Source organism: Zhenhengia sp. (assembly GCF_046966505.1).
Lineage (GTDB): Bacteria > Bacillota > Clostridia > Lachnospirales > Cellulosilyticaceae > Zhenhengia > Zhenhengia yiwuensis.
Map to the genome: position 1 here is coordinate 82,921 of NZ_JBKVCH010000012.1, position 15,383 is coordinate 98,303.

The window sequence follows — 15,383 nt, forward strand, 5'->3', positions numbered from 1 at the left end:
AGGTTTTATCATGGACGATTCTCTATTAGAGCAAAAGGCTGAACTTCTCAAAGCCTTAGCACATCCCGCGAGACTTTGTATTGTAGCTAATCTTTATTATAAAGGGAAATGTAATGTTACTAATATCCAGCACTGCATGTGCATGCCTCAATCTACCATTTCTCAGCATCTAGCCAAGCTCAAAGCTGCTGGCATTATCAAAGGTATACGTAATGGTCTGGAGATTGAATACCAAGTTGTAGATGAAGATGCTATTGGTATTATTAAGACACTTATACCTTGCACTAAAAACTTATAAGGAAGTTCTTATTAAATGAAACGAAAATTACTTTATACATTTATATTCTATATTATCTTTTCTACCTTGATTTTTGCTTCACCTTCACCTGATTTAATTGCTGAAGGGGCTATATTAATTGAGCCCCAAACTAAAACTATTTTATATAGTAAAAATAGCCATTCACGTTTCTATCCTGCTAGTACCACTAAAGTCCTTACTTCTCTTTTGCTTGTTGAATCCATGGATGAAAATGTAGTTATTACAAAATCACAAGATAGTATTCAAAAGGTTCCTTCAGATAGTAGCCATATTGGACTTTCAGTTGGCGATCAATACGGATATAAAGATGGTATTCATGCTATTATGATGGGCTCAGATAATTTTGTTTCTCATGATATGGCCCTCTACAATGCAGGCAGTATTGAAAGTTTTGCTCGTAAAATGAATGAAAAGGCTCAAAGTTTAGGTGCTACTTCTTCTCATTTCGTGAATCCTCATGGCTACCATGACCCTAATCACTATACAACACCTTATGACCTATCTCTCATTACAACAGCAGCTTTTAATAATCCTATAGTCAGCCAAATTGCAGGAACTCCTCTTTATGATTTTCATGTTCTTAATAAAGGTACAGTCCTACCTCTAAAACATACTGCAGCTTTCTTTAAAAAAGACTCTCCTTTTTATAATGAACATGTCATAGCTGCAAAAACGGGTTATCATACACCAGCTGGACGTACACTTGTAGCTAAAGCCAAATATGATGGTTTGGACCTAATAGCTGTTGTTATGAAGTCTAATAATCCAGGTCACTTTGAAGATATCAATAAACTTTTTGAATATGGTAGCAGTAATTTTAAAGCTATAAAAGATGAAAATGGAGATCTGTTGCTTCAAAATACCTCCTACTCTTCTTGGGGGCAATCTTATGTAGAAACTGCCCTTATCAATGGTTGGTTGAAACCTACGACAAAAAGTTATATGGACTCTACTACAGGTCATACTTTTCTTATGATGTTAGAACGTATGCTTCCTGACAACCTCCAATATACATTTGTACCTTATGCACTTCCAACTAGCCCTGTTTATAGAATTAACCAACCTATCTCTTATGCAGAAAGCTTAAAAATCTTAAACTCTATCACAGATACACTTAACATAGGTACCGGTGCTGTAGAGGTTACACGCCCAAGTAGTACATCTCCAGACAGTAACTTAACCTTAGAAGAAGCTACTTATCTTATAGATAAACTTAGCACCCTACTTCTCCAATATGGGCCTATCCATCCAGGCCTTTATAAATAAAAAGAAAAAATCATTCTCTTATATAACGAAAGGGAGTTTCCTAAAACTGACTATCTAGTTTTAGGAAACTCCCTTTTTATTTAATCTCAGCTCAATCTTTCAGTGTGTTACCATCAGCATCTGTAGGCACTTGACCTGATAGAATTAAAATAGCATCAATAAATGGCCAGATTGCACCTATACCACAAGTAAGACAACTTACAAGAAGTTGTGCAACACCTATAGAAGTATAGCCTAAGTAAAATCTTCCTACTCCAAATCCTCCTAAGAAAAGTTGTAGAAGGCCTGCTACTAATTTAGATTTACGATTATCTACTGGTGCATATTGAGGCTGTGCATTATAACTTGTGTATTGCTGATTAGGTTCTGCTCCATATATACTTGCACCACACTTACTACAAAATTGATCCTCATCTCTTACTTCTGTTCCACATTTTGGACAAAACATTTTTATTCTCCTCCTTATAATAATATCCCTTTAAACATCTTCTTCAATAGCCATTCTAATAAGCTATCATGCTTATACGTTCGATCAATAATCCTCTTAACTAAAGTATATAATTCACTAATGAGGATACCCCCTCCTAAGCCTAGCCATATGTAAATCAAAGGATTTTGGTAAAACGCTTCGACAAATTGACCTTGTTTTAACTTATGGAGTGCTCCTAATATATTGCATCCTAAGCACTTAACCCCCAAAGCATCAAATATACAAGTGGTTTGATTATGACTTAGTACACTTACTACGATCATTATAATCGGTGCCCCAATAAGTGTCACGCTAGCTACCATAAGCTTTAACTTTGTTATTTTCTTTAACTTCATATCTAATAAGCAATAAGAGCAAATACCATAAATAGAGCAGGAATTACTCCTATACATCCTAATACAAGTCCAGCTATAGCCATACCTTTACCACTAGGATACTTAATGCCTATGACACCAAATACAATAGCTAAAACAGGTAGTATAAAACCAATAACAGGAAGGCAGCAAGATAATAAAAGACCTACAATCCCTAGACATAGGCTGGCAATACCATACCCCTGTCCCTGCGTGCTTTCCACTTCATGATGGTAGCTATTCTGACCACTATTTGATGTATACTGAGTTGGTACCGATTTATATTCTGTCTGATTTTGTCTTTGTTCTTGATCTTGATCCATTTCTACTCCCCCTTTACCTGATTTTATTGTATTATAAGTATAAAGTATTTTCAAATATTTTTTGACTAGTCAAACTTTTTAACCTTACTAAGGAGTATACTATGACCATTAAACCTGTCAAAAACCTGTTACATATAGGAAGACTTATGCTCTATATTCTAGTACTTCTATCACTTTATCTGCTTACAAAGACTCCCCTAAAATCTGAATCTATTTGTTACTGGTATAACACCTATCATATCCTTTGTCCTATGTGCGGAGGCACTCGCTCCCTTCTTAACTTTATTACTTTTAATTTTCATGAAGCATTTGGCTATAACCCTATACTCACTTTTTTTGTCTATCCTTTTACTTTTATACTCGTTATAGAAGACAGTATAGCTATTGTTGCTAACAGCCTTTTTCAGAAGTACTACACCTCTTGGCTACTCTATCTTATGCATCTTATTAATACGAGATTATTCTGTAGGCTTTTATTTATCACCCTAATCATACTTTATATGTTATGGGGATTTCTTCGTAACTTTATATAGACTAAAAATGCCATACAAAAAGAGGTTGCTAAGCAACCTCTTTAATACTTTATAATGTTTATTTTGTAATTCTTTCTACACCACCCATGTATGGACGAAGTACTTCCGGAATGATAACTGATCCATCTGCTTGTTGGAAGTTTTCAAGGATAGCTGCTGTCGTACGACCTACAGCAAGACCACTACCATTTAATGTATGGATGAATTGTGCTTTATCTTTAATATTATCTTTAAACTTAATATTTGCACGTCTAGCTTGGAAATCTTCAAAGTTTGAGCAGCTTGAAATCTCTACATAACGCCCATAGCTTGGCATCCAAACTTCAATATCGTATGTCATAGCTGAACTAAATCCTAAGTCTCCTGTGCAAAGTCTTACAACTCTGTATGGAAGGCCTAAAGCTTGAAGGATACCTTCTGCATCATTTGTAAGTGTTTCAAGTTCTTCATAAGAATTTTCTGGTCTAGCGAATTTAACCATTTCTACTTTGTTGAATTGGTGTTGACGGATAATCCCTCTTGTGTCACGTCCTGCTGAACCAGCTTCTGCTCTAAAGCATGCTGTGTACGCACAGTGTTTGATTGTAAGGTCTTTACCATCTAGAATTTGGTCTCTGTACATATTTGTTACAGGAACTTCTGCTGTTGGTACTAAGAAGTAATCTGTACCTTGCACTTTGAAAGCATCTTCTTCAAATTTTGGAAGCTGACCTGTACCTGTCATACTTGCTCTATTTACCATGAATGGAGGGAATACTTCTGTGTAACCATGTTTGTCTACATGCATATCAAGCATGAAGTTCATGATAGCACGCTCAAGTCTAGCACCTAAGCCTTTGTAGAATGTAAAACGAGCCCCTGTTACTTTAGCACCTTTTTCAAAGTCAAGGATATCTAAGCTTTCACCAAGATCCCAGTGTGGTTTAATTTCAAAATCAAACTCTCTTACATCCCCTACTCTTCTAAGTTCCACATTTTCTTCATCGCTTGCACCAACTGGTACTTGTGGGTTTGGAGTATTAGGAAGTGTAAGAAGGATAGTTTGAAGTTTATCATCCACTTCTTTGACTTGTTGGTCAATACCTTTAATTTCTTCTGAAAGCTCTTTCATTTCAGCAAGAACAGCTGTTACATCTTTACCTTCTTTTTTCATCATTGGTACTTGTTTTGATACAACGTTTTGCTTGTTTTTAAGTACTTCTACTTCTGCAAGAAGCTCACGTCTTTTAGTATCAAGTTCTAAGAACCCCTCTAAATCATAGTTACCACTTCTTTTACCTAAAGCTTCTTTTACTTCTTCAAAATTACTACGTAGTCTTTTAATATCTAACATGATTTCACCTCTTTAATAAAATTAACTAGTTATATAAAATAAAAAACGCCCTTTTACCCATATGGATAAAAGGACGATTGTAGACTCGTGGTACCACCTTTATTCATCAGCTTATACTGACCTCTCATTGCTATAAAGGGCAATCCCCTTCTGATTCATCACCAGCAACTCAGAAAGCGGAACACTTCAGTTTGTTTACTAGTTCACACCAACCACTAGCTCTCTTAAAAACAATACATAAAGCTTTTCTTTCGTCATCATTTTTGTAACATTATAAAGTTTGTTATATTATAAGGCATCCATTTTGAAAATGCAACCAGTAATAAGATAAAATATTTTTTATTTAATGTGTATACTTCCTTTTATATCTGTCTATACTATCATTGTACCAAGTGTGAGGTACATCGCTAAATCCCCCCTCAACCTAGATTTCCTCCCCCGAAGTCTAGGTTATTTTTTTGCCTTTTTATACATCTTGCTCAATGATACGTATCACGCGGCATGGATTACCTACTGCAACAGCGTTATCGGGAATATCTTTTGTTACGACGCTGCCTGCACCTATTACTACATTTCTGCCTATATTAACACCTGGGCATATAATGCTTCCCCCACCAATCCAAGTATTATCTCCAATAGTAATAGGATATCCCATCTCAACACCTGCAACACGAGGTGCTGCTTCTACAGGATGTGTTGCCGTATAAATCTGTACGTTTGGTGCAAACATTACATTATCTCCAATAGTCACTGTATTAACATCTAATATCGTACAGTTAAAGTTAGCATAGAAATTTTTTCCTACCTTAATATTATACCCATAATCACAGCGGAAACTCGGCTCCATATAAAGGTCCCCTTCTGTCTGAAGCAGCTCTTTTAATAGCGCTGTAGCTTCCTCTCTCTGATCAGGTTCAAGATTATTAAATTTATGGCAAAGCATTCTAGCACGTTTTCTATCTGCTGTCAGTTCAGCATCTGAAGCATCATATCCTAATCCTTGTAACATTTTCTCTTTTTCTGTCATGTTATAACTCCTTTGAATTATCTTAAGTTTCCTTTCTATTATACTGCTTTTATAAAGTAGATATAATACACTCTTACATAATTCTTCTATTATTTGAAAATAAGCCTTATAATTTTTACGTTATTTTTTTAACAAATTTTATTGACATATATCATATCCCATGTTATTATTATAAATGTAAACAGCATCAAATTCTAATCAACCACTTGATTTATAATAAATCAAGTTATATTTTTCACAATGGTTGTTAAATTTATAACCATCTTTGCCTAATTATTTTAACCACAGTTATAATTAGGCTTACTCTAAAAAATAAACACATTTATTATATGATCCAATTTCAGGGAGGAACTTATCATGGCAGAAAACAAAAAAGAACAAAAAACACCAGTTATCGATGCAAATGTAATGGTAAATGAATTAGTAAAAAAAGCTCAAGTAGCATTAGAACAATTTATGGAGCTTACCCAAGAACAAATTGACGAAATCACAAAAGCAATGGCTCTTGCTGGTTTATCAGCTCAAATGAAACTTGCTAGAATGGCAGTTGAAGAAACTGGACGTGGTATCTTTGAAGATAAAGTTACAAAAAACATTTTCGCTACAGAATATGTTTATCACAGTATAAAATATGATAAAACAGTTGGTATTATTAATGAAAATGAAGATGAAGGTTACATGGAAGTTGCTGAACCTCTTGGTGTTATCGCAGGGGTTACACCTGTTACAAATCCAACTTCAACAACAATGTTCAAATCTATCATCTCTATGAAAACAAGAAATCCAATCATCTTCGGTTTCCACCCATCAGCTCAAAAATGTTCATCAGAAGCTGCTAGAATCGTAAGAGATGCTGCTATTGCAGCTGGTGCTCCTGAAAACTGTATTCAATGGGTTGAATATCCATCAATCGAAGCAACTTCAGCTCTTATGAATCACCCAGGTGTAGCTACAATTCTTGCAACAGGTGGTCCTGGAATGGTTAAAGCTGCTTATTCAGCTGGTAAACCAGCTCTTGGGGTTGGTGCTGGTAACGTACCTGCTTTCATTGAAAAAACAGCTAACCTTGAAAGATCTCTTACAGACCTTATTCTTTCAAAATCATTTGATAATGGTATGATTTGTGCTTCTGAACAAGCTGCTATCATTGAAGCTCCTATTTATGATAAAGCTGTAGCTTACATGAAAAAACATGGCTGCTACTTCGCAACTAAAGAAGAAATCAAAAAAATCGAACCAGTTGTTATCAATCCTGAAAAACAAATGGTTAACCCAGATATCGTAGGTAAATACCCATATGAAATCGCAGCACTTGCTGGTATTACAATTCCAAAAGATACAAAAATCCTTTGCTGTGAAATCGAAGGTGTAGGCGCTGAGTATCCACTTTCAAGAGAAAAACTTTCTCCAGTACTTGCAGTAATTAAAGCTAAAGATGCTGCAGACGGTATTGATAAAGCTGCTCAAATGGTTGAACTTGGTGGTCTTGGTCACTCATCAGTTATCCATTCAACAGATGATGCTATCATTAAAGCATTCTCAGATAGACTTAAAACAGGACGTATCATTGTTAACTCACCTTCAACACACGGTGCAATCGGTGATATCTACAATACAAACATGCCATCTCTTACACTTGGATGTGGTTCATATGGACGTAACTCCACTACATCTAACGTAACAGCAATGAACTTAATTAATAAGAAAAGAGTAGCTATGAGACGTACAAATATGCAATGGTTCAAAATTCCAGAAAAAATCTACTTCGAACAAGGATCAGTACAATACCTTGCAAAAATGCCAGGAATCTCTCGTGCATTAATCGTAACAGACCCAATGATGGTTCAATTAGGTTATGTAGATAAATTAGTATACCAATTAAACAAAAATCCAAACAAAGTAGCTATTGAAGTATTTAGCGATGTTGAGCCAGATCCAGACCTTACAACAGTAAAAAAAGGTGCTGAAATGATGAACTCATTCAAACCAGACGTAATCATCGCACTTGGTGGTGGTTCTGCAATGGATGCTGGTAAAGCTATGTGGTTATTCTATGAACACCCAGAAGCTGACTTCGAAGGAATGGCTCAAAAATTCCTTGATATCAGAAAACGTGTCTACAAATTCCCAACAATGGGTAAATGCTCTAAATTCGTAGCTATCCCAACAACATCAGGTACAGGTTCTGAAGTAACATCATTCGCAGTTATCTCAGATAAATCTAAGAATATGAAATACCCTCTTGCTGACTACGAGCTAACTCCAGACGTTGCAATCATTGATCCAGAGTTCGTTATGACAGTTCCAGCATCAGTAACAGCTGATACAGGTCTTGATGTATTAACACATGCTATCGAAGCTTATGTATCTGTACTTGCTTCAGATTACACAGATGCACTTGCTATGAAAGCTATCCAACTTGTGTTTGAATACTTACCACGTTCATACAAATTCGGTGCTAAAGATCCAGAAGCAAGAGAAAAAATGCACAACGCTTCATGTATCGCAGGTATGGCATTTACAAATGCATTCCTTGGAATCAACCACTCACTTGCACACAAATTAGGTGCTGAGTTCCACATTCCTCATGGTCGTGCAAATGCTATCCTTCTTCCACACGTAATTGAATACAACGGTGAAACAACACCAACTAAATTCATGAGTTTCCCTAAATACGGAAAATACGTGGCACAAGAAAAATATGCTGAAATTGCTAAAATGTTAGGTCTTCCAGCTGCTACTCCAGCTGAAGGTGTTAAATCTTTAGTAAAAGCTATTAGAGACTTAATCAAAGAACTTAACGTTCCAATGACAGTTAAAGACTGCGGTATTGATGAAAAAACATATCTTGGTGCTATCGAAGACTTATCATACAAAGCATTCGAAGACCAATGTACTACTGCTAACCCTCGTTTACCAAAAGTAGCTGAACTTCAAGAGCTTTACAGAAAAGCTTACTTCGGTAAATAGGTTCCTTTATAAATTTCCTCTAGTTAAGAAGGAGAGAAAAGTACTCACTTTTCTCTCCTTCTTTTTATGCTTTATTTTGATTTTAGGGCATATGATATACTACTACTATTTTTCTTAGAGGAGTTTGAGTATGAATAAGCCTATTATCGGAATTACGACCAATTTACTTTATCGCTCAGGCCCTTATAGCGGCCGTTATAGTACGAACAACAATAAAGATTATGAAGATGCTATCTTTAAAGCTGGAGGTGTACCTATCTTACTCCCCCCTACTATTCACATAGAAGAAACTGAAGCCCAATTACGCTTATGCCAAGGATTACTTCTTGCTGGTGGGGATGATTTCAATCCTATCTTATATGGTGAACAACCTACTAAAGGCTTAGGTGAAACCAATTCTTTGGTGGATATTCATCATCTTAATCTTACTAAACTTGCCCTAAAACAGCCAATGCCTATTCTAGCTATCTGTAGAGGTATGCAGGCACTTAACATTGCACAAGGAGGTAATGTCTATCAGGATATGAATGAATACCCCCATCAATCTCTTCAACATCAACAAAAAGCTTCTCGCTATGATGTATCTCATACCGTCACAACAGATAAAAACTGCCTTCTTAACACACTCCTTGGAGACTCCTTCCCTACTAATTCATTTCATCATCAAACCCTTCATAAATTAGGTCAAGATGTTGTTGCAACAGCCTGGGCTAAAGATTTAGTTATAGAAGGTATTGAACTTCAAGGGCATCCCTTTGCTGTAGGTGTTCAGTGGCATCCAGAAATTATGCTTGCCCTTTCTGATAGTATGCTTCCACTTTTTAAAAAGTTCATAGAGGTATGCTCTTAGACTGTATACTCCCTTGGTATAATTATACTGTAATAAAAAAAGCGTAAGCATACTATGGCTTACGCTTTCTATTCTATCTCGGTGGCTGCCCAAGTATGGAGAAATACTGAGCAAACGGCTGAAACCTACTGATAGCTGGCCTCCATGCGAAATAAGTTTCTAAAAGTCCTAAAGTATCTAAGTTACTAAGACCTATAGCTCTTTGAACTGCAGAAAGATTATATTCCCCATTTACATCAAAGTCTACAGTATGCAAAGTAATAAGACCTAACAGGGTGCCTTCAGTAGGCCTTATTAAAGTACCATCTGGATTATAAATTTGATTTAAGTACTCAGGTCCTCTATCACTAATATCTATTGTATAAACTCTAGGTGGTCTTAGTGTCTCAATTCTCACTCTATAATTATCTTGATAAATAACTGTACCTCTTTGAAGGTCATTAAAAGTTTTAGAATCTACTAATAGACTTGGCTGATCATTAACAAAAGTATAGGCATAACTTGTTAAGAATCCCCCACCTCCACTAGCAAAAATATTAACTAAAATATCTGCTATGCCATCATGAGTGAGATCCCCTACAAACAGCACAGGACCATAGCCATTGCCATAAGGGAAATCTATTTCATAAACCCTTCCATCACTTACTACTCTCAAACCTACATCTTCAAAATAACCTGGCACTTCTGGCCTTGGCCTATTTCCAACTAAATAAATATTGTCATGTATGCCATCTCCTGTTACATCTGCTTGAGCAAAGTTAATAACTTCCTTATCAGATGCTATATTAAGGCCAAGCTCTCCCATATCGTTACTAATATTGTATACCTTAACTTCTGGCATCTCTCCCCCTGCTACTTCTTCCTCAAATGCAGTCTCATCCATCTGTTCACCAATGCCCATAGTACTCATAATCGGTGTAATAAAATTTTGATTAAGGGCCGCCTGCGCTTGTGGCGTATTAACATTTCCAGGTGATGGTAAGGGCCCTGTCTGCTGGATAATCTGCTCTCCTGTCATAACACCTTGCATATTATTTGCATTTAGTCCTGCTTCATTAATACTCATAATTGGCGTAGTTACATTCTGATTAAGCGCCGCTTGTGCCTGCGGTGTATTAATATTTTCAGGCGGTGGTAAAGGCCCTGTCTGCTGAATGATCTGCTCTCCTGTTATAACGCCCTGCATATTATTTGCATTTAGTCCTACTTCATTAATGCCCATCGTTGGCATAGTTACATTCTGACCAAACGCTGCTTGTGTCTGTGGCGTATTAACATTTCCAGGTGGTGGTAAGGGTCCTGTTTGCTGCATAATCTGCCCTCCCACATTGCCTTGCATATTATTATTGGTGCTTAGTCCTGCTTCATTAATACTCATAATTGGCGTAGTTACATTCTGATTAAGCGCCGCTTGTGCCTGTGGCGTATTGATATTTTCAGGCGGTGGTAAAGGCCCTGTCTGCTGGATGATCTGCTCTCCCGTCATACTACCTGCATTCATATTATTAGGCATATTAGCTACGCCACCTACATTGGTTTGAGTCCCACTCACTGGTGTATTTAGTGTATTGGAAGGGATAAAACCACCTGCTGATACTAAAGGTTCTTCTTCAAGGGGTGTACTAGGTGGTAGAGCTGGCTGAATAACTTGCTGCACCATAGGCTCATTAGCCTGCGCTACAGTTTCCTCTCCTGCTATTTGCTGCATAACCATACCATGGTTCAGTATATCGTTAACATAACTTACAAAAGCTTGGTCATTATTCCCTACTAAGTCCTGCATTGTAACTGCTTTCCCTACATCTTCCGAAGTTAAATTTACACCATTGAGTACATTAACAAGATTACCAAGCCCTAAAGCTTTTTGATCTTTTTCTAGGCTTACATCATATAAATACCATTGCATATTCTCCCTTTTGAGGATACCAATATACTTTTCTCCATTGACTTGATAAGTAAATAGAATTTCAGGCATACCATCCTGGTCAATATCTACAATTACAAAGTTAGGGGTCTGTCTTGAGACTCCTTTTAACACGACTTCACTATTTACTGGCTTAAATCCCTTTAAGATGCTATCGAGATAGAATTTCATATAGCTGCGTCTCCCTATGATTTAATATCATAATATTTTATGAGAGAGTCGTGTCATGTATGATATTTTTAATCCATTTTCCATTTTTAAGACGTCTTAGTTCAAACCATATTTTAATACACTCCTCGGAGCAGATTAAAATATATACAAGCTGAATAGGAAGCTGCCATACTACTGCTCCTATAAAGGCAAGAGGCACTGAGTAAAGCCATACTGTTCCTGCCTGCACAAGCATAGAATAAGTCGTATCTCCGCCTCCTCTAAATACACCTACAATCATAACCATATTAAATGTTCTAATAGGTAAGAACAATGCCATAATACGTAAAATATCTATTGTATCACTATAAGTTTCAGGTGTTACATTAAAGAGCTTTAATACGATTGGTGCTGTAATAAAGATTACTGCACCTACTACTATACTCATAATAGGTGTTAAAATACCAATATTTTTAGCACAACTTCTTGCTTCATCCTCCTGACCAGCACCTATATAATTCCCAACCATAATAGAAGTAGCTATTGCCATACCTACTAAAAGTACAGTGAAGACATTATTGAGCGTTGTCGCGATTTGCATAGTAGCAACTGCATTTGTTCCAATTTGAGCATAGGCTACGGAATAAGCCGTAATACCTACTGACCATACAATCTCGTTCACAATGACTGGCCATGATGTTTTAAAGTATATTTTAACAAGGTGCTTATCAAAACTTAAAAGGTCTTTAAGCTTTCCTGCAATTTTGTTTTTACTTATATATACATAGCTTACAATATAAATCATCTCGATAAGTCTAGCGATAGTGGTAGCAATGGCAGCACCTACTACACCAAGACTTGGCATTCCAAACATTCCAAAAATCAGTATCCAGTTTAAAAAAGCATTTGTACCTACCCCAATTAAACTTGCATACATAGGTACCTTAACCTGCTCTGTACTTCTAAGCGCTGACGAATACGCTTGTGTAAAACTTGAAAATAAACAACTGATTCCCACTACTAATAAATAACTTGTCCCAAGAGCTATAACATTTTGATCTTTCGAAAGAATAGACATAATAGCTTCTGGTGTCACAATAGCCCCAAATCCAAATAAGAGAGCTACTGCCAAACCAACTACTATATCTAAGCCAAGGATCTTTTTAATATTAGGTAAATCCTTCTTCCCCCAGAACTGTGCCATAAATACGCTAGCACCTGCGTTTACACCCGTGATACATAAGTTAAATATAAAGATATACTGATTTGCAAGTCCTACCGCCGCTATAGCTTCTTCACCTAACCTACCTACCATTAAATTATCAATTAAATTAAGTGATGAGGTAATGAAACTTTGAATAGTAATCGGTAAAGCAAGAATCCATAACTTCTTGATAAATTGCTTATCTTTAAAAACGCTGAACATATAAACCTCCTTTTTAGCACAAAAAAAGAAAGTATTTGGGTTAGTTCAAGTCGCCCAGCTACTTTCTCTTATCAATTTATCTATGTTTTAAAAATTATAAGTCATAAATACAGTTATGTCAACACACATCCTCCCTTCAATGTAAAATAGTGGTCTAGCTTTACACTATTTGTCATAATATAACTATAACGAGTGTTTAATAGGAGGAAGACCTATGCCTGTCTTTCGTATTATTGCTTTTGATGGGGGTGGTATTCGAGGTGCACTTTCTACTAGAATTTTAAAACGTATTACCGACCAATACCCCGAGCTTCTTAAGAAAACAGATATGTTCTCAGGTACATCTACAGGTTCTATTATAGCTCTAGGCTTAGCTTATAATAAGACATCTGAAGAATTAGATAATCTCTATAGCTATCAAAATACTAAGTACATCTTTTCTCCACGTAGACCTAATTTATTTGTTCCCAAATATAGAAATGTACACCTTTCTCATCTGCTCTCTACAGTATTCCCTCAGAATTTGAGCCTAGCTAGTCTTCCCAAATATGTCTTTGTCCCCTCCTTTAATGTAAAAGGGTATACGACGCGTGGCTTTGAAGGTGTCTTCTTTTCTAACCTTATTAATAATCCTACTATATCTGAAAAAGTTATTGATACTGCTCTATGCAGTAGTGCTGCTCCTACATACTTTCCTTCCGTCAATAATTTCATTGATGGTGGCGTCTTTATGAATTCACCTACTGCTGCACCTGTTATTTATGTACGCTCTGTCTTTCCTAATAAGTATAAGCTTAGTGACTTTAGGCTTCTCTCTATTGGAACAGGCTTTTATCCTGAGCGTATTTTAAAGCGCACTAAAAATTGGGGAATTGCTCAATGGTCCATTAATCCTACTACCTCTACCACAACACCTCTTTTAAGTGTATTATTAGGTGCCACTACACCTGTAGAAAATCGCTATAGTTATGAACTTCTGAAACAAAACTATTTTAGATTAAATCCTAATTTAGACGAACCTATCCCCTTAGATGCCTATAAAAAAGTACCTTACCTAAAAGAACTAGCTGATCAAGTAGACCTCTCCAACGTGTTTAGATATATCGAACGATATTATTTAAATTAACTCGTCCTTTTTTAACTTGTTCTCTCATAGTACAACTCAAGTCTGGAATAAAATAGTCGTGTAGGAGGTGATGCAGTGTGGCAGAAATAATGGGAACACTACCACTCATTGGAGATAAGTTCCCAGAAATAACCGTACAAACGACTTACGGTCCTAAAAAGCTCCCTGATGATTATAAAGGAAAATGGCTTATTCTTTTTAGTCATCCAGGTGATTTTACTCCTGTATGTACAACTGAGTTCGTATCTTTTGCTAAAAACTATGACACCTTTCAAGCACTTAATACAGACTTACTTGGTTTATCTGTGGATCAAGTACAACCACATATGAAATGGGTACAGTGGATTGAGCAGAATCTTAAACAACCTATCCCATTTCCTATTATTGCAGACTCACTAGGCATGACTGCTAGTAAACTTGGAATGATTCAACCTACAAGAAAAACTGCTACCGTTAGAGCTGTATTTTTCGTAGATCCTACTGGAACTATAAGACTTATTCTATACTACCCTCTCGAAATAGGTCGTAATATTAATGAAATTATACGTGCACTTGTGGCACTACAAGTAGGTGATGCTAACAAAGTAGCCCTTCCTGCAAACTGGCCAAATAATGAATTGATCGGAAATAAAGGCATTATTTCACCACCAACTGACATCCCTACCGCTGAGAAATGCGAAGGTGAGTACACATGTTATGACTGGTGGTTCTGCTATAAAGACATTGATTTCAAACTTCCACCCGTATCAAAGTAAATCCCCCCTAAGAATAAAAGCCTCACAAATAACTCAGTATTTGTGAGGCTTTTTATCTATAACGTAAATATAAGTGAACTAATTATATAAGCATATCTTATATTCTTTTTAAGTAATCAATACACTCCCCCATATAGTAGAGACATAACCAAACAACCTAACCCCGTTGCAAGGTCTTTAGTTAGAATATGTACAAGTCCCCATGTCAGTCCGCACATTATACCACCTCAAGGTATATACTTCGTATACTTCACCTTGAACTTATCTTCTCCTACCATTCCATAACGACTTATTTTACCTATAAAATCCTAAATTTCATTACAAAAAAGAGTAGCATACAAATTATAATTTGTATGCTACTCTTTCAATATTACTCTACTCTATTTTTTATCGTTACGCTTAGATGAGCAGCTCTTTTGTGTACACCCAGAGCATCCACATCCACAAGGACTATCTTTACGGTCTTTATATACTTTATAACCTGCTCCTATCATTAACAATATAATCACTGCTACAATTATAAAATCTGCCATCTAAT

The 15,383-nt window shown here is 36.3% G+C and carries 15 protein-coding genes and 1 other annotated feature; of the genes, 7 read left to right on the forward strand and 8 right to left on the reverse strand.

Going from position 1 to position 15,383, the window contains the following annotated elements:
* Positions 1 to 10: 10 nt before the first annotated feature.
* Both ACLTBU_RS13055 and ACLTBU_RS13060 read left to right on the forward strand, forming a co-directional pair.
* Positions 11 to 298: an ArsR/SmtB family transcription factor gene (locus ACLTBU_RS13055; protein WP_177671992.1), complete on the forward strand. Its 288-nt coding sequence runs from the start codon at positions 11 to 13 to the stop codon at positions 296 to 298.
* 15 nt (positions 299 to 313) lie between these two features.
* Positions 314 to 1,585, forward strand: a complete 1,272-nt coding sequence (locus ACLTBU_RS13060) for a D-alanyl-D-alanine carboxypeptidase (RefSeq protein ID WP_177671991.1) — start codon at positions 314 to 316, stop codon at positions 1,583 to 1,585.
* 91 nt (positions 1,586 to 1,676) lie between these two features.
* Here the strand turns inward: ACLTBU_RS13060 and ACLTBU_RS13065 are convergent, their stop codons facing one another.
* Genes ACLTBU_RS13065 through ACLTBU_RS13075 form a run of 3 tightly spaced genes read right to left on the reverse strand, consistent with a single transcriptional unit; the run spans position 1,677 to position 2,751 of the window.
* Positions 1,677 to 2,033 (reverse strand): TM2 domain-containing protein, encoded by a 357-nt coding sequence (locus tag ACLTBU_RS13065; RefSeq protein ID WP_320650274.1) that lies wholly within the window; start codon positions 2,031 to 2,033, stop codon positions 1,677 to 1,679.
* A gap of 14 nt (positions 2,034 to 2,047) precedes the next feature.
* Positions 2,048 to 2,377, reverse strand: coding sequence for a DUF2752 domain-containing protein (locus ACLTBU_RS13070; protein ID WP_412219326.1), 330 nt, complete (start codon positions 2,375 to 2,377; stop codon positions 2,048 to 2,050).
* Positions 2,378 to 2,412: 35 nt separating this feature from the next.
* A complete protein-coding gene (locus ACLTBU_RS13075) occupies positions 2,413 to 2,751 on the reverse strand; it encodes a DUF4190 domain-containing protein (protein WP_177671988.1) in 339 nt (112 codons plus the stop codon).
* A 146-nt stretch (positions 2,752 to 2,897) separates the two neighbouring features.
* On the opposite strand from ACLTBU_RS13075, the gene ACLTBU_RS13080 reads away from it, so the two are divergent.
* Complete coding sequence (locus tag ACLTBU_RS13080; RefSeq protein ID WP_412219350.1) at positions 2,898 to 3,284, forward strand: DUF2752 domain-containing protein; 387 nt, start codon at positions 2,898 to 2,900, stop codon at positions 3,282 to 3,284.
* A gap of 58 nt (positions 3,285 to 3,342) precedes the next feature.
* Here ACLTBU_RS13080 and serS read toward each other — a convergent pair whose 3' ends face one another.
* Positions 3,343 to 4,617, reverse strand: coding sequence for a serine--tRNA ligase (gene serS / locus ACLTBU_RS13085; protein ID WP_177671986.1), 1,275 nt, complete (start codon positions 4,615 to 4,617; stop codon positions 3,343 to 3,345).
* A 66-nt stretch (positions 4,618 to 4,683) separates the two neighbouring features.
* Positions 4,684 to 4,884, reverse strand: a binding site (T-box leader).
* 199 nt (positions 4,885 to 5,083) lie between these two features.
* Complete coding sequence (locus ACLTBU_RS13090) at positions 5,084 to 5,644, reverse strand: sugar O-acetyltransferase (protein ID WP_177671985.1); 561 nt, start codon at positions 5,642 to 5,644, stop codon at positions 5,084 to 5,086.
* Positions 5,645 to 6,001: 357 nt separating this feature from the next.
* Between ACLTBU_RS13090 and adhE the strand changes: the two genes are divergently transcribed.
* Positions 6,002 to 8,614, forward strand: coding sequence for a bifunctional acetaldehyde-CoA/alcohol dehydrogenase (gene adhE, locus ACLTBU_RS13095; RefSeq protein ID WP_283246248.1), 2,613 nt, complete (start codon positions 6,002 to 6,004; stop codon positions 8,612 to 8,614).
* Positions 8,615 to 8,744: 130 nt separating this feature from the next.
* Entirely contained in the window at positions 8,745 to 9,464 is a 720-nt protein-coding gene (locus tag ACLTBU_RS13100) for a gamma-glutamyl-gamma-aminobutyrate hydrolase family protein (RefSeq protein WP_249333636.1), read from the forward strand.
* Positions 9,465 to 9,537: 73 nt separating this feature from the next.
* On the opposite strand, the gene ACLTBU_RS13105 is transcribed toward ACLTBU_RS13100, so the two are convergent.
* Positions 9,538 to 11,559 (reverse strand): hypothetical protein, encoded by a 2,022-nt coding sequence (locus tag ACLTBU_RS13105; protein ID WP_412219330.1) that lies wholly within the window; start codon positions 11,557 to 11,559, stop codon positions 9,538 to 9,540.
* Between the two features lie 37 nt (positions 11,560 to 11,596).
* Positions 11,597 to 12,964, reverse strand: a complete 1,368-nt coding sequence (locus ACLTBU_RS13110; RefSeq protein ID WP_412219332.1) for an MATE family efflux transporter — start codon at positions 12,962 to 12,964, stop codon at positions 11,597 to 11,599.
* 214 nt (positions 12,965 to 13,178) lie between these two features.
* Between ACLTBU_RS13110 and ACLTBU_RS13115 the strand changes: the two genes are divergently transcribed.
* Positions 13,179 to 14,090 carry a patatin-like phospholipase family protein gene (locus ACLTBU_RS13115; protein ID WP_412219333.1) on the forward strand — a complete coding sequence of 304 codons (912 nt, stop codon included), beginning with the start codon at positions 13,179 to 13,181 and terminating at the stop codon, positions 14,088 to 14,090.
* A gap of 77 nt (positions 14,091 to 14,167) precedes the next feature.
* A complete protein-coding gene (locus tag ACLTBU_RS13120) occupies positions 14,168 to 14,845 on the forward strand; it encodes a peroxiredoxin (protein ID WP_249333640.1) in 678 nt (225 codons plus the stop codon).
* 380 nt (positions 14,846 to 15,225) lie between these two features.
* Here ACLTBU_RS13120 and ACLTBU_RS13125 read toward each other — a convergent pair whose 3' ends face one another.
* Positions 15,226 to 15,378: a FeoB-associated Cys-rich membrane protein gene (locus tag ACLTBU_RS13125; RefSeq protein WP_249333641.1), complete on the reverse strand. Its 153-nt coding sequence runs from the start codon at positions 15,376 to 15,378 to the stop codon at positions 15,226 to 15,228.
* Between the last annotated feature and the right edge of the window lie 5 nt (positions 15,379 to 15,383).

What these genes read in the sequence shown, in the direction of transcription:
- ACLTBU_RS13055 (WP_177671992.1), top strand. Translation starts at nt 11, where the DNA reads ATGGACGATTCTCTATTAGAGCAAAAGGCTGAACTTCTCAAAGCCTTA.
- ACLTBU_RS13060 (WP_177671991.1), top strand. Translation starts at nt 314, where the DNA reads ATGAAACGAAAATTACTTTATACATTTATATTCTATATTATCTTTTCT.
- ACLTBU_RS13065 (WP_320650274.1), bottom strand. Translation starts at nt 2,033, where the DNA reads ATGTTTTGTCCAAAATGTGGAACAGAAGTAAGAGATGAGGATCAATTT.
- ACLTBU_RS13070 (WP_412219326.1), bottom strand. Translation starts at nt 2,377, where the DNA reads ATGGTAGCTAGCGTGACACTTATTGGGGCACCGATTATAATGATCGTA.
- ACLTBU_RS13075 (WP_177671988.1), bottom strand. Translation starts at nt 2,751, where the DNA reads ATGGATCAAGATCAAGAACAAAGACAAAATCAGACAGAATATAAATCG.
- ACLTBU_RS13080 (WP_412219350.1), top strand. Translation starts at nt 2,898, where the DNA reads ATGCTCTATATTCTAGTACTTCTATCACTTTATCTGCTTACAAAGACT.
- serS (WP_177671986.1), bottom strand. Translation starts at nt 4,617, where the DNA reads ATGTTAGATATTAAAAGACTACGTAGTAATTTTGAAGAAGTAAAAGAA.
- ACLTBU_RS13090 (WP_177671985.1), bottom strand. Translation starts at nt 5,644, where the DNA reads ATGACAGAAAAAGAGAAAATGTTACAAGGATTAGGATATGATGCTTCA.
- adhE (WP_283246248.1), top strand. Translation starts at nt 6,002, where the DNA reads ATGGCAGAAAACAAAAAAGAACAAAAAACACCAGTTATCGATGCAAAT.
- ACLTBU_RS13100 (WP_249333636.1), top strand. Translation starts at nt 8,745, where the DNA reads ATGAATAAGCCTATTATCGGAATTACGACCAATTTACTTTATCGCTCA.
- ACLTBU_RS13105 (WP_412219330.1), bottom strand. Translation starts at nt 11,559, where the DNA reads ATGAAATTCTATCTCGATAGCATCTTAAAGGGATTTAAGCCAGTAAAT.
- ACLTBU_RS13110 (WP_412219332.1), bottom strand. Translation starts at nt 12,964, where the DNA reads ATGTTCAGCGTTTTTAAAGATAAGCAATTTATCAAGAAGTTATGGATT.
- ACLTBU_RS13115 (WP_412219333.1), top strand. Translation starts at nt 13,179, where the DNA reads ATGCCTGTCTTTCGTATTATTGCTTTTGATGGGGGTGGTATTCGAGGT.
- ACLTBU_RS13125 (WP_249333641.1), bottom strand. Translation starts at nt 15,378, where the DNA reads ATGGCAGATTTTATAATTGTAGCAGTGATTATATTGTTAATGATAGGA.